The 16,237-nt window shown below is 47.3% G+C and carries 8 protein-coding genes; 1 reads left to right on the forward strand and 7 read right to left on the reverse strand.

Annotation, left to right across the window (positions count from 1 at the left end; all coding sequences use genetic code 11):
• Positions 1 to 51 precede the first annotated feature (51 nt).
• Complete coding sequence (locus tag BUC02_RS08450; protein WP_073321305.1) at positions 52 to 1,836, reverse strand: hypothetical protein; 1,785 nt, start codon at positions 1,834 to 1,836, stop codon at positions 52 to 54.
• Positions 1,826 to 2,689: a TIGR02147 family protein gene (locus BUC02_RS08455; RefSeq protein WP_073321308.1), complete on the reverse strand. Its 864-nt coding sequence runs from the start codon at positions 2,687 to 2,689 to the stop codon at positions 1,826 to 1,828. Before BUC02_RS08455 ends, BUC02_RS08450 begins: the two co-directional genes overlap by 11 nt.
• Before the next feature lie 210 nt (positions 2,690 to 2,899).
• Here BUC02_RS08455 and BUC02_RS08460 point away from each other — a divergent pair, with 210 nt between their 5' ends.
• Positions 2,900 to 4,018 (forward strand): AAA family ATPase, encoded by a 1,119-nt coding sequence (locus BUC02_RS08460; protein WP_073321749.1) that lies wholly within the window; start codon positions 2,900 to 2,902, stop codon positions 4,016 to 4,018.
• Positions 4,019 to 4,085: 67 nt separating this feature from the next.
• Here BUC02_RS08460 and BUC02_RS08465 read toward each other — a convergent pair whose 3' ends face one another.
• The 5 genes from BUC02_RS08465 to BUC02_RS08485 all read right to left on the reverse strand — a co-directional run bounded on the left by BUC02_RS08465 (position 4,086) and on the right by BUC02_RS08485 (position 16,121).
• On the reverse strand, positions 4,086 to 6,332 hold the full coding sequence (locus BUC02_RS08465; RefSeq protein ID WP_073321311.1) for a fibrobacter succinogenes major paralogous domain-containing protein: 2,247 nt from the start codon (positions 6,330 to 6,332) through the stop codon (positions 4,086 to 4,088).
• Positions 6,329 to 7,186: a TIGR02147 family protein gene (locus tag BUC02_RS08470; protein WP_073321313.1), complete on the reverse strand. Its 858-nt coding sequence runs from the start codon at positions 7,184 to 7,186 to the stop codon at positions 6,329 to 6,331. The genes BUC02_RS08465 and BUC02_RS08470 overlap by 4 nt, the downstream gene beginning before the upstream one ends.
• Before the next feature lie 251 nt (positions 7,187 to 7,437).
• Positions 7,438 to 9,177 carry an FISUMP domain-containing protein gene (locus BUC02_RS08475; RefSeq protein WP_073321316.1) on the reverse strand — a complete coding sequence of 580 codons (1,740 nt, stop codon included), beginning with the start codon at positions 9,175 to 9,177 and terminating at the stop codon, positions 7,438 to 7,440.
• Between the two features lies 1 nt (position 9,178).
• Entirely contained in the window at positions 9,179 to 10,033 is an 855-nt protein-coding gene (locus tag BUC02_RS08480; protein ID WP_083564511.1) for a TIGR02147 family protein, read from the reverse strand.
• Positions 10,034 to 10,229: 196 nt separating this feature from the next.
• Positions 10,230 to 16,121 (reverse strand): GLUG motif-containing protein, encoded by a 5,892-nt coding sequence (locus BUC02_RS08485; RefSeq protein ID WP_073321319.1) that lies wholly within the window; start codon positions 16,119 to 16,121, stop codon positions 10,230 to 10,232.
• Positions 16,122 to 16,237 lie beyond the last annotated feature (116 nt).

Genomic DNA, 16,237 nt, shown 5'->3' on the forward strand with positions numbered 1-16,237 from the left:
AAAAAACCCTGCCATTTCTGGCAGGGCCGCTTTTTTGAGAGTGAGGAGAAATTACTTTGTTATGTAGTAGCTGTATACATCCAGAATAAATCCATAACGTATTGTGCGCACACTACTAGTTTCCATTATCACTTCCGTCATCGGGTAAGCGACAACCGTATATACAAAATTCTTCAACCTTTTCGAGTAATAGTAAACACGAACCTTATCACCAATCCGAGAGATGTCCGCATCCACATCCGTATATGAATAGCCCCACAAGAATTCCATCAGGTCATTTCTGCTGTATTCAAAGTTGCGAACGGCTACGTACCCGTAAGTAGTATCCAGCCATTCCTCTCTAAATCTGGTCAGGCTGTCGGTCGCTTCTTGATCTTCGTCCGCCGCCAACACATAGTTTCTAAGAAGAGTATCCTCATATTCTTTAGTCGTGTGGCGGATTCTCCAATTGACGACAATGGTATCTTCATCGCAACGAAGGGCCAATCTTTCCACGCTGTTTCCTAACAAGTTTTCCAATTCCCAAGGAAAGTCTTCATCAGCGCAAGCTGCAGAATCCTTTACAGAAACAGGGTTCGACGGTTCTCGCCTGGTGGACCTTATGGAATCGATCATCCTGTAAATTGCAGGATCAATCGAATCATAAACCGAGGAATCTCTTTTTACGGAATCCTGTATATCCGTTTTCGAAGTATCCTCTACAAAAGAGCTCGAGGATCTAATCGTATCGCGCTCCAGGGAATCCGCCTTCGCGGAACTATCCGCCTTTGCAGAACTAGACAGCACCGTATCGGCAACGGCCCCGCTGCTGCTAGAAGTTACAACGCTGTCGCGCGAATCCTGCTTACTGCTGCTCGATTGCTTCGTGGAGTCAATCTTAGGCTCGCTTTCGGAACTTGTAATGACGTCGCTGGAAGACGACACTTCGACAGAAGACGAAGATTCATCGCTAGAAGAAGATTCTTCTTCGGCCGTATCGGGGATGACGACAGGAATGTACTTTTCGAATGCGGCCACATTCTCGCCGTCGTTCAAGCTTTCGATATTCTTGCGAATGGAATCAAGCTTGCCGTCTGCGGCGACAGAGGCGGCCCATTCAGCAATTTCGGCCTTGGTCGTAGAATCTTTCCACTTGCCGCTTTCGGCAAAGGAATCGTCAAACTTGTCGAGGCGCTTTGCAAGTCCGTCCGCATCGGTGTCGCCCTGCATCATGACGCTTACCGCCAAGAGTGCGGCGTTACCGTCGCCCGACTCAAAGATATTCAGGTTTTCGAATTCTTCAAAGTCGCCCTTGATATCGAAGGCGGCAAGCACTTCGCTTTCGGCCTGGGTCTTTGCCTTGGCCAAGGACTTGTTCTTTTCTTTCACGAGGTGCATCACGCGTTCGTATGCCAGGTTCGTGAGCAAGTTGACGTTCACGTTATCGCGATCCTTGAGGTCGGTCAGCGCACGCAGCGTCAATTCATTCTTCGTCTTTTTGCCCGAGACTTCGTTCAAGTACTTACCCGAAACTTCAATAACCGCGCAAGACGCATCGAGAGCAATGCTATCGAAAGCAAAGTCGCCCTTGTCGCTCTTGATCGAACTTTCAAAAAACTGATCCGTAAATTCCAGCGTCTTACAGTCGACACCGCGCACCGTCACGGCAGTCCCCTTCAAGAACGGGCCCTTCTGGGCAACGCCCTCCACATCGGCCACAAAGCCGGCATCTTCCGAGACGCCGCCTGCAACGCCCTTGTCATCGGTACTGGAGCATGCAGCAAAGAGCGACATGCCTATAAATGCAGAAGCAAAGGCCAAGTTTTTCTTGGCCGTCTTGCACAAGTTATTTTTCATTGTCTCCTTCCTTCTTAACTGAAGTCTTGCTTTCTTTTGCCAAAGGTTCACTCAGCGGGAACAGTTGCAAATTCAATCGGTAAACCTGTTCCGTCTCGTCGTCTTCCGAGGCAATCGCGATAATTCGGCGGCGGCAATCTGCGAGTTCCTTACGAATACGTTCGTAAGATTTACGGGTGAGGCCCATGGTAAGGCCCGACATGTCGCGTTCCGAAAGCGGTAAATTGATTGCCTTTACGGCGAATTCGCCCATCTGGCGCTGCAAATCGCGGGCAGCCACAGGCACGGCGTCTACAGAGCCCATCGAAATCGCCTTGTCCGTCTGCTGGTAATTTCCGTTTTTGTCTTTTTTCAAGAGCTTTGCCCGCACCAAAAAGTCGAGCGTCTCCGTGACTTCGGCAGCGGTAATCGCGGGCTTTATCGCATGAGCCATTTCGAGCGGCTTTGCGCCGGGCATATTTGGCGCAAGTTCTCGCAGCACCACGTTTTTCCACGATTTAAAATAATTGAACTCTTCGACCCCTAGCACACGCACCTTGTGAGCATTCGCAAGCGCACAGCGTTCCTCGAACGCGGCCCGTTTCGCCTCGTCCCCCTTCGCATGCGCGTACGAAACCATCAGCACAAAGTACGTGTGTTCAAACCCCACCAACCCCATAGCACTCGCTACGGAACCTGCAGCCCCTACGCTCAGGTTCTTCTTCCCCTCGCAGACATACTTCAGATAAACCGCCGACGAAAACCCCGCATCTCGAGCGAAGTCTCGCCAGGTAAACGCCGAAGTACGCTTACGTTCATCGTAATAGTCCTGAATGAACTTGCGGTAATCTGTGTATTCTATAATCTCCTTCATGGTTACAAATATAGTCTAATTTGTTAGCATTGGGATACAAATTCGCTATTTTTATTCAAATTTTACTAATTCTGCAAAATTTTTAAAATTTCAGCATTTTCAAGAACACAACCTGTATTCCTGGAACACGGGACCGCCATCCTATTGACATTTCACTATACTTTTAGTATATTACTAAAGGTATATTACCAAAAGTATAGTGAGGTCATCGTGAAAAACCCGTTTTTGCTAGAGCCCTACACATCAAAGGAACTGTTCTGCGACCGCGAACAGGAGCTCAAAGAAATCGTCTCTCTCTTAACGAATGGCTCCAACGTGACACTCATTTCGCCTAGACGTTACGGAAAAACAGGCCTAATTTTCAGAACATTTGAAGACCTCCGCGAGAAAAAATGCACCTGCATATATGCAGATATTTTCTCAGCTCAAAACCTAGATGATTTTCTCAAGATTCTTTCCGAAGCAATCGTTAATGCCGTAACAAGCGAGTCCATAATAAAAAAATTCTTCAACGCCCTTAAAAACGCAAGGCCCACACTCAGTTACGATCCCATTTCCGGTAGCCCACAGGTTTCGCTTTCATTCCAAACAGACTCACAAAAACATCCTACACTAAAATCCATTTTTGATTTTCTTGAAAAACAAGAAACGCAAATCATTTTTGCTATTGACGAATTTCAACAAATAAGAGAATTCAAAGAAACAAATACCGAAGCCCTACTGCGGACATACATCCAACAATTACACCATGTAAAATTCATTTTCTGCGGAAGCAAAAAACATTTAATGGCAGACATGTTTACCAACGCAAAGAAACCTTTTTATGAAAGTTCAAGAACAATCTATATCAACCGTATAGATGCAGATAAATACAAGGCATTTATTACAGGTCTCTTCAAAAAGGCAGGCAAATCCATTGACGACGACGCCGTCGATTTTATCTTGGGTTGGACAAAACGGCACACTTATTACACTCAATTCGTCTGCAACCAGGTTTTTGCGGATTCATCCCAAAGGATTACGTTAGAAGATGTAAAAAACGTCGCATCCAGAATTCTTCGGTTCGAAACAACAAACTTCATAGAGCGTCGCAATCTGATTACCGAGAAACAGTGGAAATACCTCGTCGCAGTCGCCAAAGAAGGCGAAGTCAAAAAGCCGACCGCAGCAGATTTCTTGATGAAATACAAAATCGGAAACGCGGCCACCGCAAAGAAAATTCTCACTGCCCTTGTCGAAAAGGAACTGCTGCTAGAGCAAAGCGACTTAAGCGGGAAAAGCTACAGCGTGTACAACGTATTCATGTCCCGCTGGATGGAGACGCTTTAAGCAGAAAAACCTCGCTAGTTTTCTAACGAGGCATCTTTTCACTCCTAGCGAGGCCCTATTACCTACATTACGATTTTTGCTTATAATAAGTATGAACTTCTATAGAGTAACCATACCTATAAATTGTCGCCTCGCCCATGATATTCGCATTAGCAATATTCGCTCCAACAAGAACCACAATTATGTACCTCGCCTTAGCGGTTTCCTTTTCATAATATTCGCGACGAACCTTTGAATCACTTGTCGCCACCTGATTAATAAAGAAAATGTCATTCCCTCCGTTGTAAGTTTGCTGGCTGACTGAATCCAATCTCTTGTAGGCAAAACCATTTTCCAAAAGTATGTCCTTGAACGGTTCAAGGCTATCCTTGGCAGCATTCTCTTTTGAAACGGATACATACGTCGAATAGTCCCAATTTTTCATTAGAACATCCTCAGAGTCCGTTATATGACGGACACACCAGAATGTCATAAGCGAATCATCATTCCACGATACACGCCGCTTATCTGAAACATAATCCTGAATAAAGTCGACTTCTTCCGGTAAGTCCACTTCATATCGCGGGGCATCAAAATCATAGCCATTCCTTTTCCCGCCCTGTCCCTTGACACAGCGGACGGAAACGGCATGGCTGATATGCGTCATATACACATTGGATCCGGAACCCTTGACGAAATGGATTGTCGAAGGAGTAATCGAAATATAGCTCAGCCAATCCGTCGTTTCTATCGAGGCCGTCCAGAATTCCGTCGAAGTTCCAAGCCCCGAAAATTCATTGCCATTAAACACGCCCGCAGGGACCACATTGAAGCCGAAGCGATCCGAGGAATAAGTTTTCTCGAGATAATCGTCCCGGTAATACGCCTGCAAAGCATCCGCGGCGCTTTCGCCTTCGCCATGGGCATCGGCATACGCAAACAGCGTGTCCCATTCTGCGTGTTCCGGCACGTGCCAGCCATCGGGGCATATTCCTTCACGGGGATGGAAATCGCTACGGAGCCTGCACCCGGAGAAGTTGTCGCCACATCCCCTGTTCGATGTATCCAAGGCAACTTCCCAGTTATAGAGGCGGCCATATTTTTCGCAATTCTTTTCGTCATTTTCGTAGCAGAGACTGCCTTCGGCGGCATAGTTCAGGTTTTCCGCCATCCATTCCTGCGACCCGAGCTTCACAGTCTTGTAGACACGACCATCGCGGGCATCCGTCAATTCACCGAAAACAGGTTCTCCCGAATCGATGGACGAACTGCTAGGCGGATTTTCGGAACTGGACGACGAGTTCGGCGATTCCACAGAACTGGAAGATTTTGCATCATCACCCGGAATGATCCAGCGGCCCTTTTCACAGACAAAGTATTCGTTGTACAGATTGCTGAGTTTGTTTATGTTGCGCTTGGTTTCGTTTTCGCGCTTCGTATTGCAAACGCCAAGGCCGTAATTGTCCCACCAAAAGTTCGTCACGTATTTTTCGAATGCGGGCACGGTATCGGCGTACTTCCAACCTTCCACGTTCTTGCGCACCTTCGAAAGCGAGCCCTTCAAATCCACATCGCAGGCCCAGTCCGCGATTGCCGTCTTCGCGTCGGCATCGTCCCAGCTGCCGCCTTCCGCAAGCGATATGCTGAATTCGCCCATGCGTTCGGTAAGCCCGGCCACGTCGACATCGCTCTGCAAGAGCACGCTTATCGCAAGCAGAGCCGCATTTCCGTCGCCCGTCTCGAAGATGTTCAAATCTTCGGATTCCGCGAAGTCGCCCTCGATCCCGAACGTCGCGAGCACTTCCTTTTCGGCCTGTTCCTTCGCTTCGGCAATAGACTTTTTCTTCTCGGTCACGAGGTACATCACGCGTTCGTATTCCAGGTGCGTGAGCAGGTTGATGTTCACGTGCTTTCTGTCCTTGAGGTCGGTCAGTGCACGGAGTGTCACCGGAGCTGCGGATTTCTTGCCCGAAATCTCGTCGCGGTAGTAGCCCGAGGCCTCGAGGATCGCGTACTGCGATTCCAGATTGATGTCCTTGATGGCAAAGTCGCCCTTGTCGCTCTTGATGGTGCCCTTGAAGCTCTTGCCCGTCTGCTTGAGCGTGATACCGTCAAGTTCCTGCACAGTCACGGCAGAACCCGTGACGAACGGACCCTTCTGCGACACGCCCGCAACTTCCCAGTCTGTGACGGCGATAATGCCCGCATCCCCCGAAGCGCCGCCGGCAACACTCTTGTCGTCGGAACTGGAACATGCAGCCAAGAATGCCATAGACGCAAGCGCACAAATCGACACCAGGCGCGTCCCTAAATTGCGATTCTTCTCTCTCCTCATTTCGTTTCTCCCTTTTTATTCATCGTCTCGTTTTTAGGTTCAAGTCGTTCACTCAGCGGGAACAATTGCACATTCAGGCGGTAGACCTGTTCCGTTTCATCGTCCTCTGTTGCAATCGCCACCACACGGCGGAAATAATCTTCCGTCTCTTTTTTGATGCGTTCGTACGCACGACGCGTAAGCCCAAGCGTATAACCCGACATCATACGTTCCGAAATCGGCAAATCAATGGACTTAAGGGCAAATTCACCCATCTGGCGCTGCAAATCGCGAGCCGCCAGCGGCACGGCCTCCACAGGCGCCATTTTAATCGTCTTGTCCGTTTGCTGGTAGTTTCCACTCCTGTCCTTCTTCAGGAGTTTCGCCTTCACCAAAAAATCGAGCGTTTCGGAAACTTCTGCCGCCGAAATCTTCGGCTTGCAGGCATGGGCAATTTCCAACGGCTTTGCGCCGGGCATGTGCGGCGCCAACTCACGGATTACGGAATTTTTCCAGGACTTGAAATACTTGAATTCTTCGTCACCCAGCACACGAACCTTGTGAGCATTCGCCAGCGCACAACGCTCCTCGAACGCAGCCTTTTTAGCCTCGTTGCTCTTTGCATGCGCATAAGATACCATCAAGACAAAGTATTCGTACTCGAAACCGACAAGCCCCATGGCATTTGCCACCGAGCCCGCCGAGCCGACGCTCAAATTCTTTTTCCCTTCGCAGACATACTGCAGGAACACCGCCGACGAAAATCCGGCATCCAGGGCAAACTTCTGCCACGAAAACACAGAACTGCGCTTGCGTTCTTCGTAGTAGTCCCGGATATACTTACGGTAATCCGTATATTCTATGATCTCCTTCATGACTACAAATATAGATTCATTTGGTCTAAATAGAATATAAAATTAGCATTTTTAGCTAAATTTTACCAATTTCTATTAAATTCACAAAAATTAAGTATTTTTAGAACATGATTTCATATTCTAGGAACATGCCCTAGAACACAAAAAAATCCTGCAGATCATTCCGCAGGATTCTTCCCTAACCATCCCCCAGCCCATACACTCCTGGGTCCAAATTTTGAGGGAATCAAATGTGTTTCACTTTGTCTGTCCTAGTTCTTCACGCAACGCACGTAAGCTTCTTTTAGCGGTTCTTCTTCAACACGATAATCGTAGGGAGAGACTTCCACATAATAGTCACCTATCGGCGTCGGAGTAAGATAACTTTCAATTTCTTCGCGTTCTTCTTCATCATCAATTATTTCAAGCAAGAGCTGATAGTAAGCAGCCTCGTCTTCATCCGGCACGCTTATACGGTAAGAACCTTGCTTGTAAGAATGGTAATAGACTTCCAAGTACACCGTATCCACCGGCATAAGGTTAAAATCAAACTTGTTGTAGTACACGCCAATCAAATCTTTTCCAAAGGCCGCGTCTATATCAGAAGTTCTCCAGTTTTCGTTAAGCAAGTTTTTAACGTCGCCGACATAATCCACCAAGGCTCTCCAATCCTCGGTACTGGACACATGCCAACCTTCAGGACAAACTCCCTGGTGAGTTTCACCGATTAAGCTGTCGTCAACGACATCCGTCATGTACTTGTTATCAATTTGCATGGCTTCCGTCCAAGTATAGAGTCCATCAGATTCATACTTGAGTTCTTCGGCCATCCATTCATACTTTTTCCCTTCGTATTCAAAGCTCACGGTCTTGTACTTATGTCCGTCGCGCGGGTCGGTCATAGTTCCCGTTTTGTGATCAACCGGAATCTTGAGAGAATCGATATATCCCTTTGTCTGCAAATCCCAATAATACCCATTGCAAAGGAAGTAGCCCGATTCAAGATGATTACCGTCAATATCGATAGCCTTATCGAACTTTCTGTATTCGCCCCAAAGGTCGGCAGTACAGAGTTCAAGGTCCATGTAATTCAGGAACACCAGAATGCCAAAGTCGTATTCGCTTTTCAAGAAACGGATACTGAGATCATCCGGATTAGCCTCGTCCTTTCTCTTGATATCATCTTCGTCTACATCCATCATGTTGCTCCATTCCTTGGCAGAGCTATAGCCTTCGCCAGCAAGGAACTGCATGATCGAATCCGCGAGAACGCCGTCGTCTGCGAAATCGTTGGCATATCCGTCAATGTATTCTTGCAACTTGGAGCAATCGAGATCATCTACAGCATTATACCAGTCGCGCCAAGCATTCCATTCCGGCTGCTCGTCGATGATTCGGCTGATATTGTAGAGAGTTCTATCACCATCTGTTGAATTGTAGATATTCAAGTCTTCTGCAGAAGATATATCAATCTTGACACCGAATGCGCCGAGGACTTCCTTTGCAGCCTGTTTCTTGGCTTCGGCGAAAGACTTGCCTTCTTTGACCAAATTCAGGACACGCTTGTATTCAAAATGAGTCAAGAGGTTGATGTTTACCGTTTCGCGTTTTTCCAAATCAGATACGGCATCGAGACGCATCGGGCAGCTAGATGCCTCACCCGTGTATTCACGCTCATAGTGCCCCTCTACAGAAAGAAGCGCGTACTGGCTTTCCAAATCGATATTGTCAAACTTGAAATCGCCCTTGTCGCTGACAGTCTTGGTGGTAAATTCCCTGCCTGTAGGTTCAAAACTTCCGTCTTTCGAAGTTTCCCTAAGGGTCACTTCAGAACCCTTTACAAAAGGACCCTTCTGCGACACGCCGACAATCTTCTTGTCCGAAATGGCGATAATGCCTTCCGCTTCTTCGCTCGTACCAGAGGTTTCCATATTGGAGCATGCCGTGAGCAACGCGCCCAAAGCAAGCGCCAAGACAAGCCCCGTTTTCTTCTCGTCAAGAAAGTGAATCATTTCAAGCTCCTTTACCCAAATCAGTCGGGTCACAATTTAAATTTTCAGATAGCGGGAAAAGCTGCATGTTCAAGCGGCAAACTTTTTCCACCTTTTTGTCAGCCGAGACAATCGACACGATGCGCTTGCGGCACTCCGTGAGTTCCTCGATGACCTTCTCGTAGCTTTCGGCAGTCATGCCCATGGTAACGCCGCTAAAGTGGCGCTCCGAAATAGGCAACTTGTCCAAAGCCTCGAGCGCGAATTCGCCCATCTGGCGCAGCAACGAATGCACCGCCACCGAGACAACCTTCAGGCGCCCCGTGGTGAGAGAACGATTCGTCTGCTGGTAATGGCCCTTCGCATCCACAGTCAAGAATCCCGCATTCAAAAGGAAACGCAAACTGTTGCTCACGTCGGCAGCCGATATAGGCAGCCTGCAAGCCTTCGCGATTTCGTGCGGTTTTGCGCCCGGCATGGCAACCGCCAGCTCACGGACCACGGAATGTTTCCACGTTTCATAGAACGTGTACATTTCACTGCCGAGAATTTTCACATGGTGTGCCGAACTCAATGCTTCCATTTCTTCGAAACACTTTTTCTTTTCCCGGTCCGTCTTTGCGCTTTCGTATCGAACCATCAAGACGAAGTAGTCGAACTCAAACCCCAGCAACCCCATTGCCAAGGCCGTCTTCTTTGCTCCTTCCTCCCGAAGCCTTGTCTTGCCATCGCAAACAAGCTTCAAGTATGAACCCGATGCGAAACCAGCAATCTTTGCAAACTCGCGCCAGGTAAAAGCCGACGTGCGCTTGCGTTCGCGGTAGTAGTCGAGTACGTACTCACGATAGTCTTTGTATTCAATAACTGATTTCATCATGACTATAAGATAGATTTATGCGGGCGGCCGTGCAACATTTTTGTTAAAACAAAAATGGCGAATTTTAGCAAATTTCGACAGTTTTAAAATCAATCTAAAGAAATTTCAATTTCATAAAACAAAATAGATCCATCTATAAAACAAAAAGGCCCCCGCATTTTGCGAGAGCCTTCAATTCTCTTTCAAAGGTTGCGCTTTATTTTTTCAGCAGCATTACCTTGTCTGTCACACGGCCATTCACCTGCAGCACACCGATATAGCGACCGCGAACGATTCCCTCGGCAGCGACAGTTTCGAAATACTCTCCCGCTGCACGGCGTCCCAGGTCAAAGGCCTTCACGATACGGCCCTGCATATCCATGAGCAAGAACTTTACCGCACCCGCGTCAGGAATTCCGAAGTGGAGAGCCACATGAGCGTCGCGGAACGCAGCACCGAGCGAATGCATCACCACGACATTGCGAACGCGGGCACCCGTCGTTTTTTCAATGGTGAGTTCAACGCTGGCTGTCCTGCTCCAGAGCGTATCGCCCACGATAGCAACACCGACTCGGAAATCGACAACATACTCGCCACCAGCATTCTTGCCCAGTTTTTCAAGCGAATCGAGCAGAGCCTTGCTCGCGGAATCCACTTCAATAACCAAGGCATACGAAGTATCCGCCACGATTGCCCCCTTGAGCAACTCTCCGACGACATGCTTTGCCGTAATACCGCCCTTGCCGTAATTCAGGCTAACCTTGCCCACATACGGAACATTGGGCATTTCACGTAGCATCGGGTAACTTTCGCCTTCCTTGATATACCATATCGTATTGAAATTGAAGCCATCGAACGATTCCCGTTTACGCATTTCCGCATCAGAAAGTTCTTTCTTGTCACCGGCATTATTCATAGCCGAGCCAACCGCATAAGAAACCAAGACATCGGCTTCATTCCATCCAACAAGGAGCCCCTCAATCGGAGTCGTGTCATTCGAAAAGACTCTCTTCACTTTTCCTAGCGCGTAGGAATTTCGCACCAAGTTGTAGTTTCCTCCAACAAAGGCTCCCGCCGAATCACCGCCTTCTATATTGCCAAGCGCAAAGCATCGGTTGATATCACCATAATTCTCCGCAATAAAGCCGGCCTGAGTCGTCATCTGGTCCCTAAATTTTTCACCCGTGACATACACATTGCCCGTGGCGAAACTCCTTGTAATGGTTCCATAATTGAACTCGCCAAATCCAGCTCCTCTAAAGACACTTTCTTCGGCATCAATATATACATCACCTGTTGCATAGCACATATCAATTTCGGAACTGCCCCACATATCCAAAATAAAGCCAGATCCATTATGGACAGTTCCACTTGCATGGCAATTTCTTATTCCATTCGTAGATAAATAGCCTACAAAACCGGCACCATTCGTAACGTCACCTTCAGCATAGCAATCCCAAATCACGGCCGTAGTCGACCCGACAAAACCGCTACCATTTTTGACGTTTCCTGTCGCATGGCAATCATGGATACGCACATAACTTGTTCCACCAATGAATCCGCCAACAGAGTTTTCATCGGAAAAATTAAGTCCAACCTTGTTGGAGTCAAACTCCGTTCCCGTCACATTTCCTGTCGCGTAGGAATACGAAATCGTATCACCCAGATGATCCCTGCCATAGCCTATCAAGCCACCCACAAACTGCCTACCAGTAACATCTACAGAAGCATGCAAATTCGAAAGATTTCCCGAGTAGTTGTAGCCAAGCAAGCCTCCTACATACTGGTCACCCTCAACACGCCCTGAGACCCCCAAATTCTTAAGGTCCGTCATGGCATTATACCCAATAAGCCCGCCAACATAGGAGCCCTTCGACACAATATTCACAGAAGCGGAACAAGCTGCCAATTCCCCATAATTTTTCGAGACAACGCCTCCAGAATACTTTCCACCAATAGTCATCTTGGCATTCACAAGCACATTTTCGATAACAGCTCCTTCATTATTTTGAATAACGGCGCCGGCGCCACCTTGAAGGCTTGTCACTTCAACATCAACGCGAGCGTTCTTGATGGAGCCCTTATTCAAGAACACCAACCCAGCATTTTCGCCTTTATAGCTCGATTCAAGCCCAAGAACACTACCTTCAAAAGAACTGTTTTCGATTTTACCGTAATTGTTATAAACGAGGCCAACCGCACTTCCTTCAGCCTTCAACGAACCTTTAACAGAAACATTCCTTACCAAGCCAAGAGAGCCGATAGCAATCGATGCAAGGTGTTTGGAAGATCCCGTAAAGTCTGTCAGAGTCAAGCTGTCTATTACAGCAGATTCACCCAATGAATCAACCAAGGCCGTATAGTTTGCATTGTAATCTATGCGAAGACCCTTGATGGAATGACCACCGCCATGAATTTTTCCGGTAAACACCCCCGAATCATCCATTTCAAATCTGCCATCGGTTACAATATTTGACGGAACCGACCATACTTTGCAAATCGGCTTGAATCCGTAGCCCTTACCGTATCGAAGGACCTCATTCTTGGATACAGAAGCATCGATATCATTTTTCAGGCGATACACTGCAGAAAGTTTATACTTTCCAAAACCGATTGACTTCAGGTCCCCATATGTTTTAATCAAGAACGGATCGCTTTCAGTTCCGGAACCCGCCATACGCAACATTGAAGAATCACGATAGAGATCCGGAGTAGTCTTAACGCCAATCCATTTCAAATAGGGGTAGCTCGTATCTGCGGCAATTTGCCAAGTGTTTTTGAAATCCCAGTTCTTGTAATTTTCGGGATTGACCATCTGTTGCGTTGTGCGAAGATTGCCCGCAGCAGTCACGTTCACGCCCCAGAACAAGCTGTCGTAATACACCGAGGTAAATGTCGAAGCAGAGGCTTCGCCAGCCAAGCCACCCAATTTAGAAGTGGCCTTGATATCGCCCGCGGCATAAGAATTGCTCACCGCAGCAGACTTTGCCAAGCCGAAAAGACCGCCGACATCCGACTTGCCCGACACCGTATCCATAGAATAGCAGTCAGAAACTGTAGCCTTATTTATCGAGCCTGCAATACCCCCGACAAACTCATTACCTGCAACAGAGCCCTTCGATGCGCTATGCGCAATGGAGCCCGAAGTCTTGGAACCGACAATGCTACCTACATAATCATTGGCAGCAATGTTTCCGGCCACGTAGATGCTATCCAAGGTAGCTCCGGCATCTTCACCTGCAATGACACCCACATGGTCCTTTCCGCGAATGTTAACCGATTCCACAACCAAACCCGAAACCTTGGCTGTTGACGCAAGCGAGCCGAACAAACCGACATTGTCTTCTGATTCGCGGGAAATCCACAAATACGAAATCTTCTTCTTGTTGCCGATAAATACGCCTTTGAAGTTTTGTATCGGTTCAAAGCCCTTACAGATCGTGCCATCGCCATTGCAGGATTCCCTACGGGAGTCACTCGCATCAATATTTGACGTCAGCATATAGTAAAGGTCTGTCGTGTATTCATATTTTCCGATATATTTCAAATCATGGTAACTGCTAATCTTATAGGGGCGCATTTCTGTGCCAGCGCCGGCAAGCACATTAACAGAGCCGTCATCTATAAGCGTTCCCGGCAAAATCGGGTCCATACCCTTGAAGTACGGGTAAGAAACGCCTTCCTGAATATTCCAAACTGATTCAAAGTCAAACCCTTCATATGTATTCTTCATCAACATTTCGGCAGTGGTTCTGCCTTCTTCACTAGAATGTCCTGTAATAGTGCTGTCGAAGTAGCAATTCGTCAGCGCATTCAAGTGAGGGTACCCCACCAAGCCCTTGACATCGTTTCGACCTTTGAGAAGGCTTGCCGAATACACATTTTTGATAAACGAGAGCGAGCCCGTATAGTAACCAACGGCCCCACCAACATCTTCAAAACCTTTAACAACATTGACCGAGAACGCATTCGTGATCATTGAACCCGTGGAGCCGATCAAGCCGCCCACTTCTTCTTCACCCTTCACTTTACCCGTGGTACCTACAATATTGATTTCGCTTCCGCCGGCCTTACCGATTAAGCCGCCCACATTCATTGATCCTTGAATATCACCATCAAGCGAGACCACGTTTTCTACAAGGGAATAGTTCACAGCACCAGCCAAGGCGCCAACATACCAATCACCAACTATCTTCATATTCAAAAGCTTTAAATTTTTAATGACCGCTTTTTCCGCATAGCCGAACAAGCCGGAAAAATCTCGATAGGTACTACCAATCTGCATATTCTTGATGGTGTGATTTTTACCATCAAACGAGCCAGAGAACACATGGACACTATCGCCAATGGGTTTAAAATCGGAGCCCAAGCCATTGATATCGGCCGTCAGTTCGTAATTTCCTGCCAACGGATAGGCGGGATCATAACCAATCTTCTTAAGTTCATCAAGAGTCGAAATTTCAATCTTATTCGGTACGGCCACGTAACTCGATGTCCCCCAAATGGTATCACTACCATTCATCATACCGATTCGGTAACCATAATAAAGAGAATCCTTCGAATCATTCGTCTTTATCCAATCAAGCCATTCGCCCACCAGTTTGCCATTTACTTCTAAGAGCGAGGCCACCTTCGGAGACTCTTGCCATTTTGCCACAGCAGTCGGAGTTGCAATCGGAACAAGCGCTTTTGTCACATGCGGAGTGACAGTCAAATAGGGGAAAGACTTGCCTTCGTCAATACTCCAATAATGGACCAATCCATCTGTTGCTCGATAGCACCAGCCACTATCCAAAACAATTCCATCGCAAGGGTCCTTTTGGATATATTCATATTCCTTGTAGCCTAGAGTATCCCAACCCGAAAAAGACGAGAAAGTCATCATTTGGGACGTCGTAAGTCCTATGCCGCCAGCACTCGTGTCGAGCCCCGAAATTTCGGTATCCCAGTAAGAATATTCCGTCTCTCCATAATTATTACCGACAAGGCCTCCAACAGTGATGCCTCCATGAACAATACTTGCCGTGTAGCTGTTTTCTATATATTCCGAATTTTCACCCACCAAGCCGCCAACAGCACTATCACCTTTTACATTACCTATCGCATAGACATTTCTCAGCGTATCATCGTTTGATCCAGCAACACCACCAACATTCCACAATCCTTCTACATTTCCTATAAAATAAGACTGTTCAATTTTGCCCGAATTTTCACCGACAATTCCACCGATATCAGACTCAAGTTTACCAAGGTGCGAATGCATCAGGTCCATCATCGAAACACACTCTAAAACATAGCCCCTGTCAGATGATCCGACGATACCGCCAACGCTCGCCGCTTCGCCAACAATCGTTCCTCTCGAAAAAGCACTCCTAACGAAGCTGGAATTTTCTATGTAGCCAACAATTCCACCGATATCATAACCTGTAGCCTTGATATTCACCGAAGCAGAAACACTAAGGATATTTCCATTAGATTGTCCAACAAGCCCACCGACATGCTTATCGCCAACGACTTCACCTTGGAACGATGCATTTTTCAGGACCGAGCTCCCATAAATTCTACCAGCAATACCACCCACATTAAGTTGGCCTTGAACAAAGCCGTTAGTCACATGCACATTTTCAATAGAACCATGAAGCAATGCCACAACACCGCCCACATATCTCGATTGAGAAACGCGTCCCGTTACATTAAGGCGTTCAAATTTCAGATTAGCAATTTTTCCATCCAAAACCGAAATAAAGCCTATATCGTCTTCGCAAGGAAGCCAAATATTCAAATCGCTAATTGTGTGGTTTCGCCCATCGATATTGCCCTTAAAATAAGTGCTGCCAGAGGCATCCTTATTCTTACCGATTGTGATAAAGCCATTGCAGGAGCCCCCATCACACATCTCATGGGCGGAAGCCGAGGCATCGATGTCCTTTGCCAAAGCATAATCCGAAGAATACAGATAGGCGCCTGTACCTATCGCCTTCAAGTCTTCATAGTCTTCAATCAGGAAGGGTTTTTCTGCAGAACCGTCACCCACCATGGTGCCTTTTGCGGCAAAAGACTGAATCGCAAGCAACGACAATACGGCCGAAACAACAAACCTAAATTTCATAATTCTCCTCGCTTATTTTAACAAAAATATACATTAATCCCGCCCGTAATACAATGCCCTATAAAAAGGAACCCCCGGCGATTGCCGAGGGTTTCCCTTATATTCTGTTTTAGTTC

It is taken from the genome of Fibrobacter sp. UWOV1, from assembly GCF_900142495.1.
GTDB lineage: Bacteria > Fibrobacterota > Fibrobacteria > Fibrobacterales > Fibrobacteraceae > Fibrobacter.

Bases quoted from the DNA above. Each gene is read 5' to 3' on its own strand.
- BUC02_RS08485 (WP_073321319.1), bottom strand. From the start codon at position 16,121: ATGAAATTTAGGTTTGTTGTTTCGGCCGTATTGTCGTTGCTTGCGATT.
- BUC02_RS08480 (WP_083564511.1), bottom strand. From the start codon at position 10,033: ATGATGAAATCAGTTATTGAATACAAAGACTATCGTGAGTACGTACTC.
- BUC02_RS08470 (WP_073321313.1), bottom strand. From the start codon at position 7,186: ATGAAGGAGATCATAGAATATACGGATTACCGTAAGTATATCCGGGAC.
- BUC02_RS08475 (WP_073321316.1), bottom strand. From the start codon at position 9,177: ATGATTCACTTTCTTGACGAGAAGAAAACGGGGCTTGTCTTGGCGCTT.
- BUC02_RS08465 (WP_073321311.1), bottom strand. From the start codon at position 6,332: ATGAGGAGAGAGAAGAATCGCAATTTAGGGACGCGCCTGGTGTCGATT.
- BUC02_RS08450 (WP_073321305.1), bottom strand. From the start codon at position 1,836: ATGAAAAATAACTTGTGCAAGACGGCCAAGAAAAACTTGGCCTTTGCT.
- BUC02_RS08455 (WP_073321308.1), bottom strand. From the start codon at position 2,689: ATGAAGGAGATTATAGAATACACAGATTACCGCAAGTTCATTCAGGAC.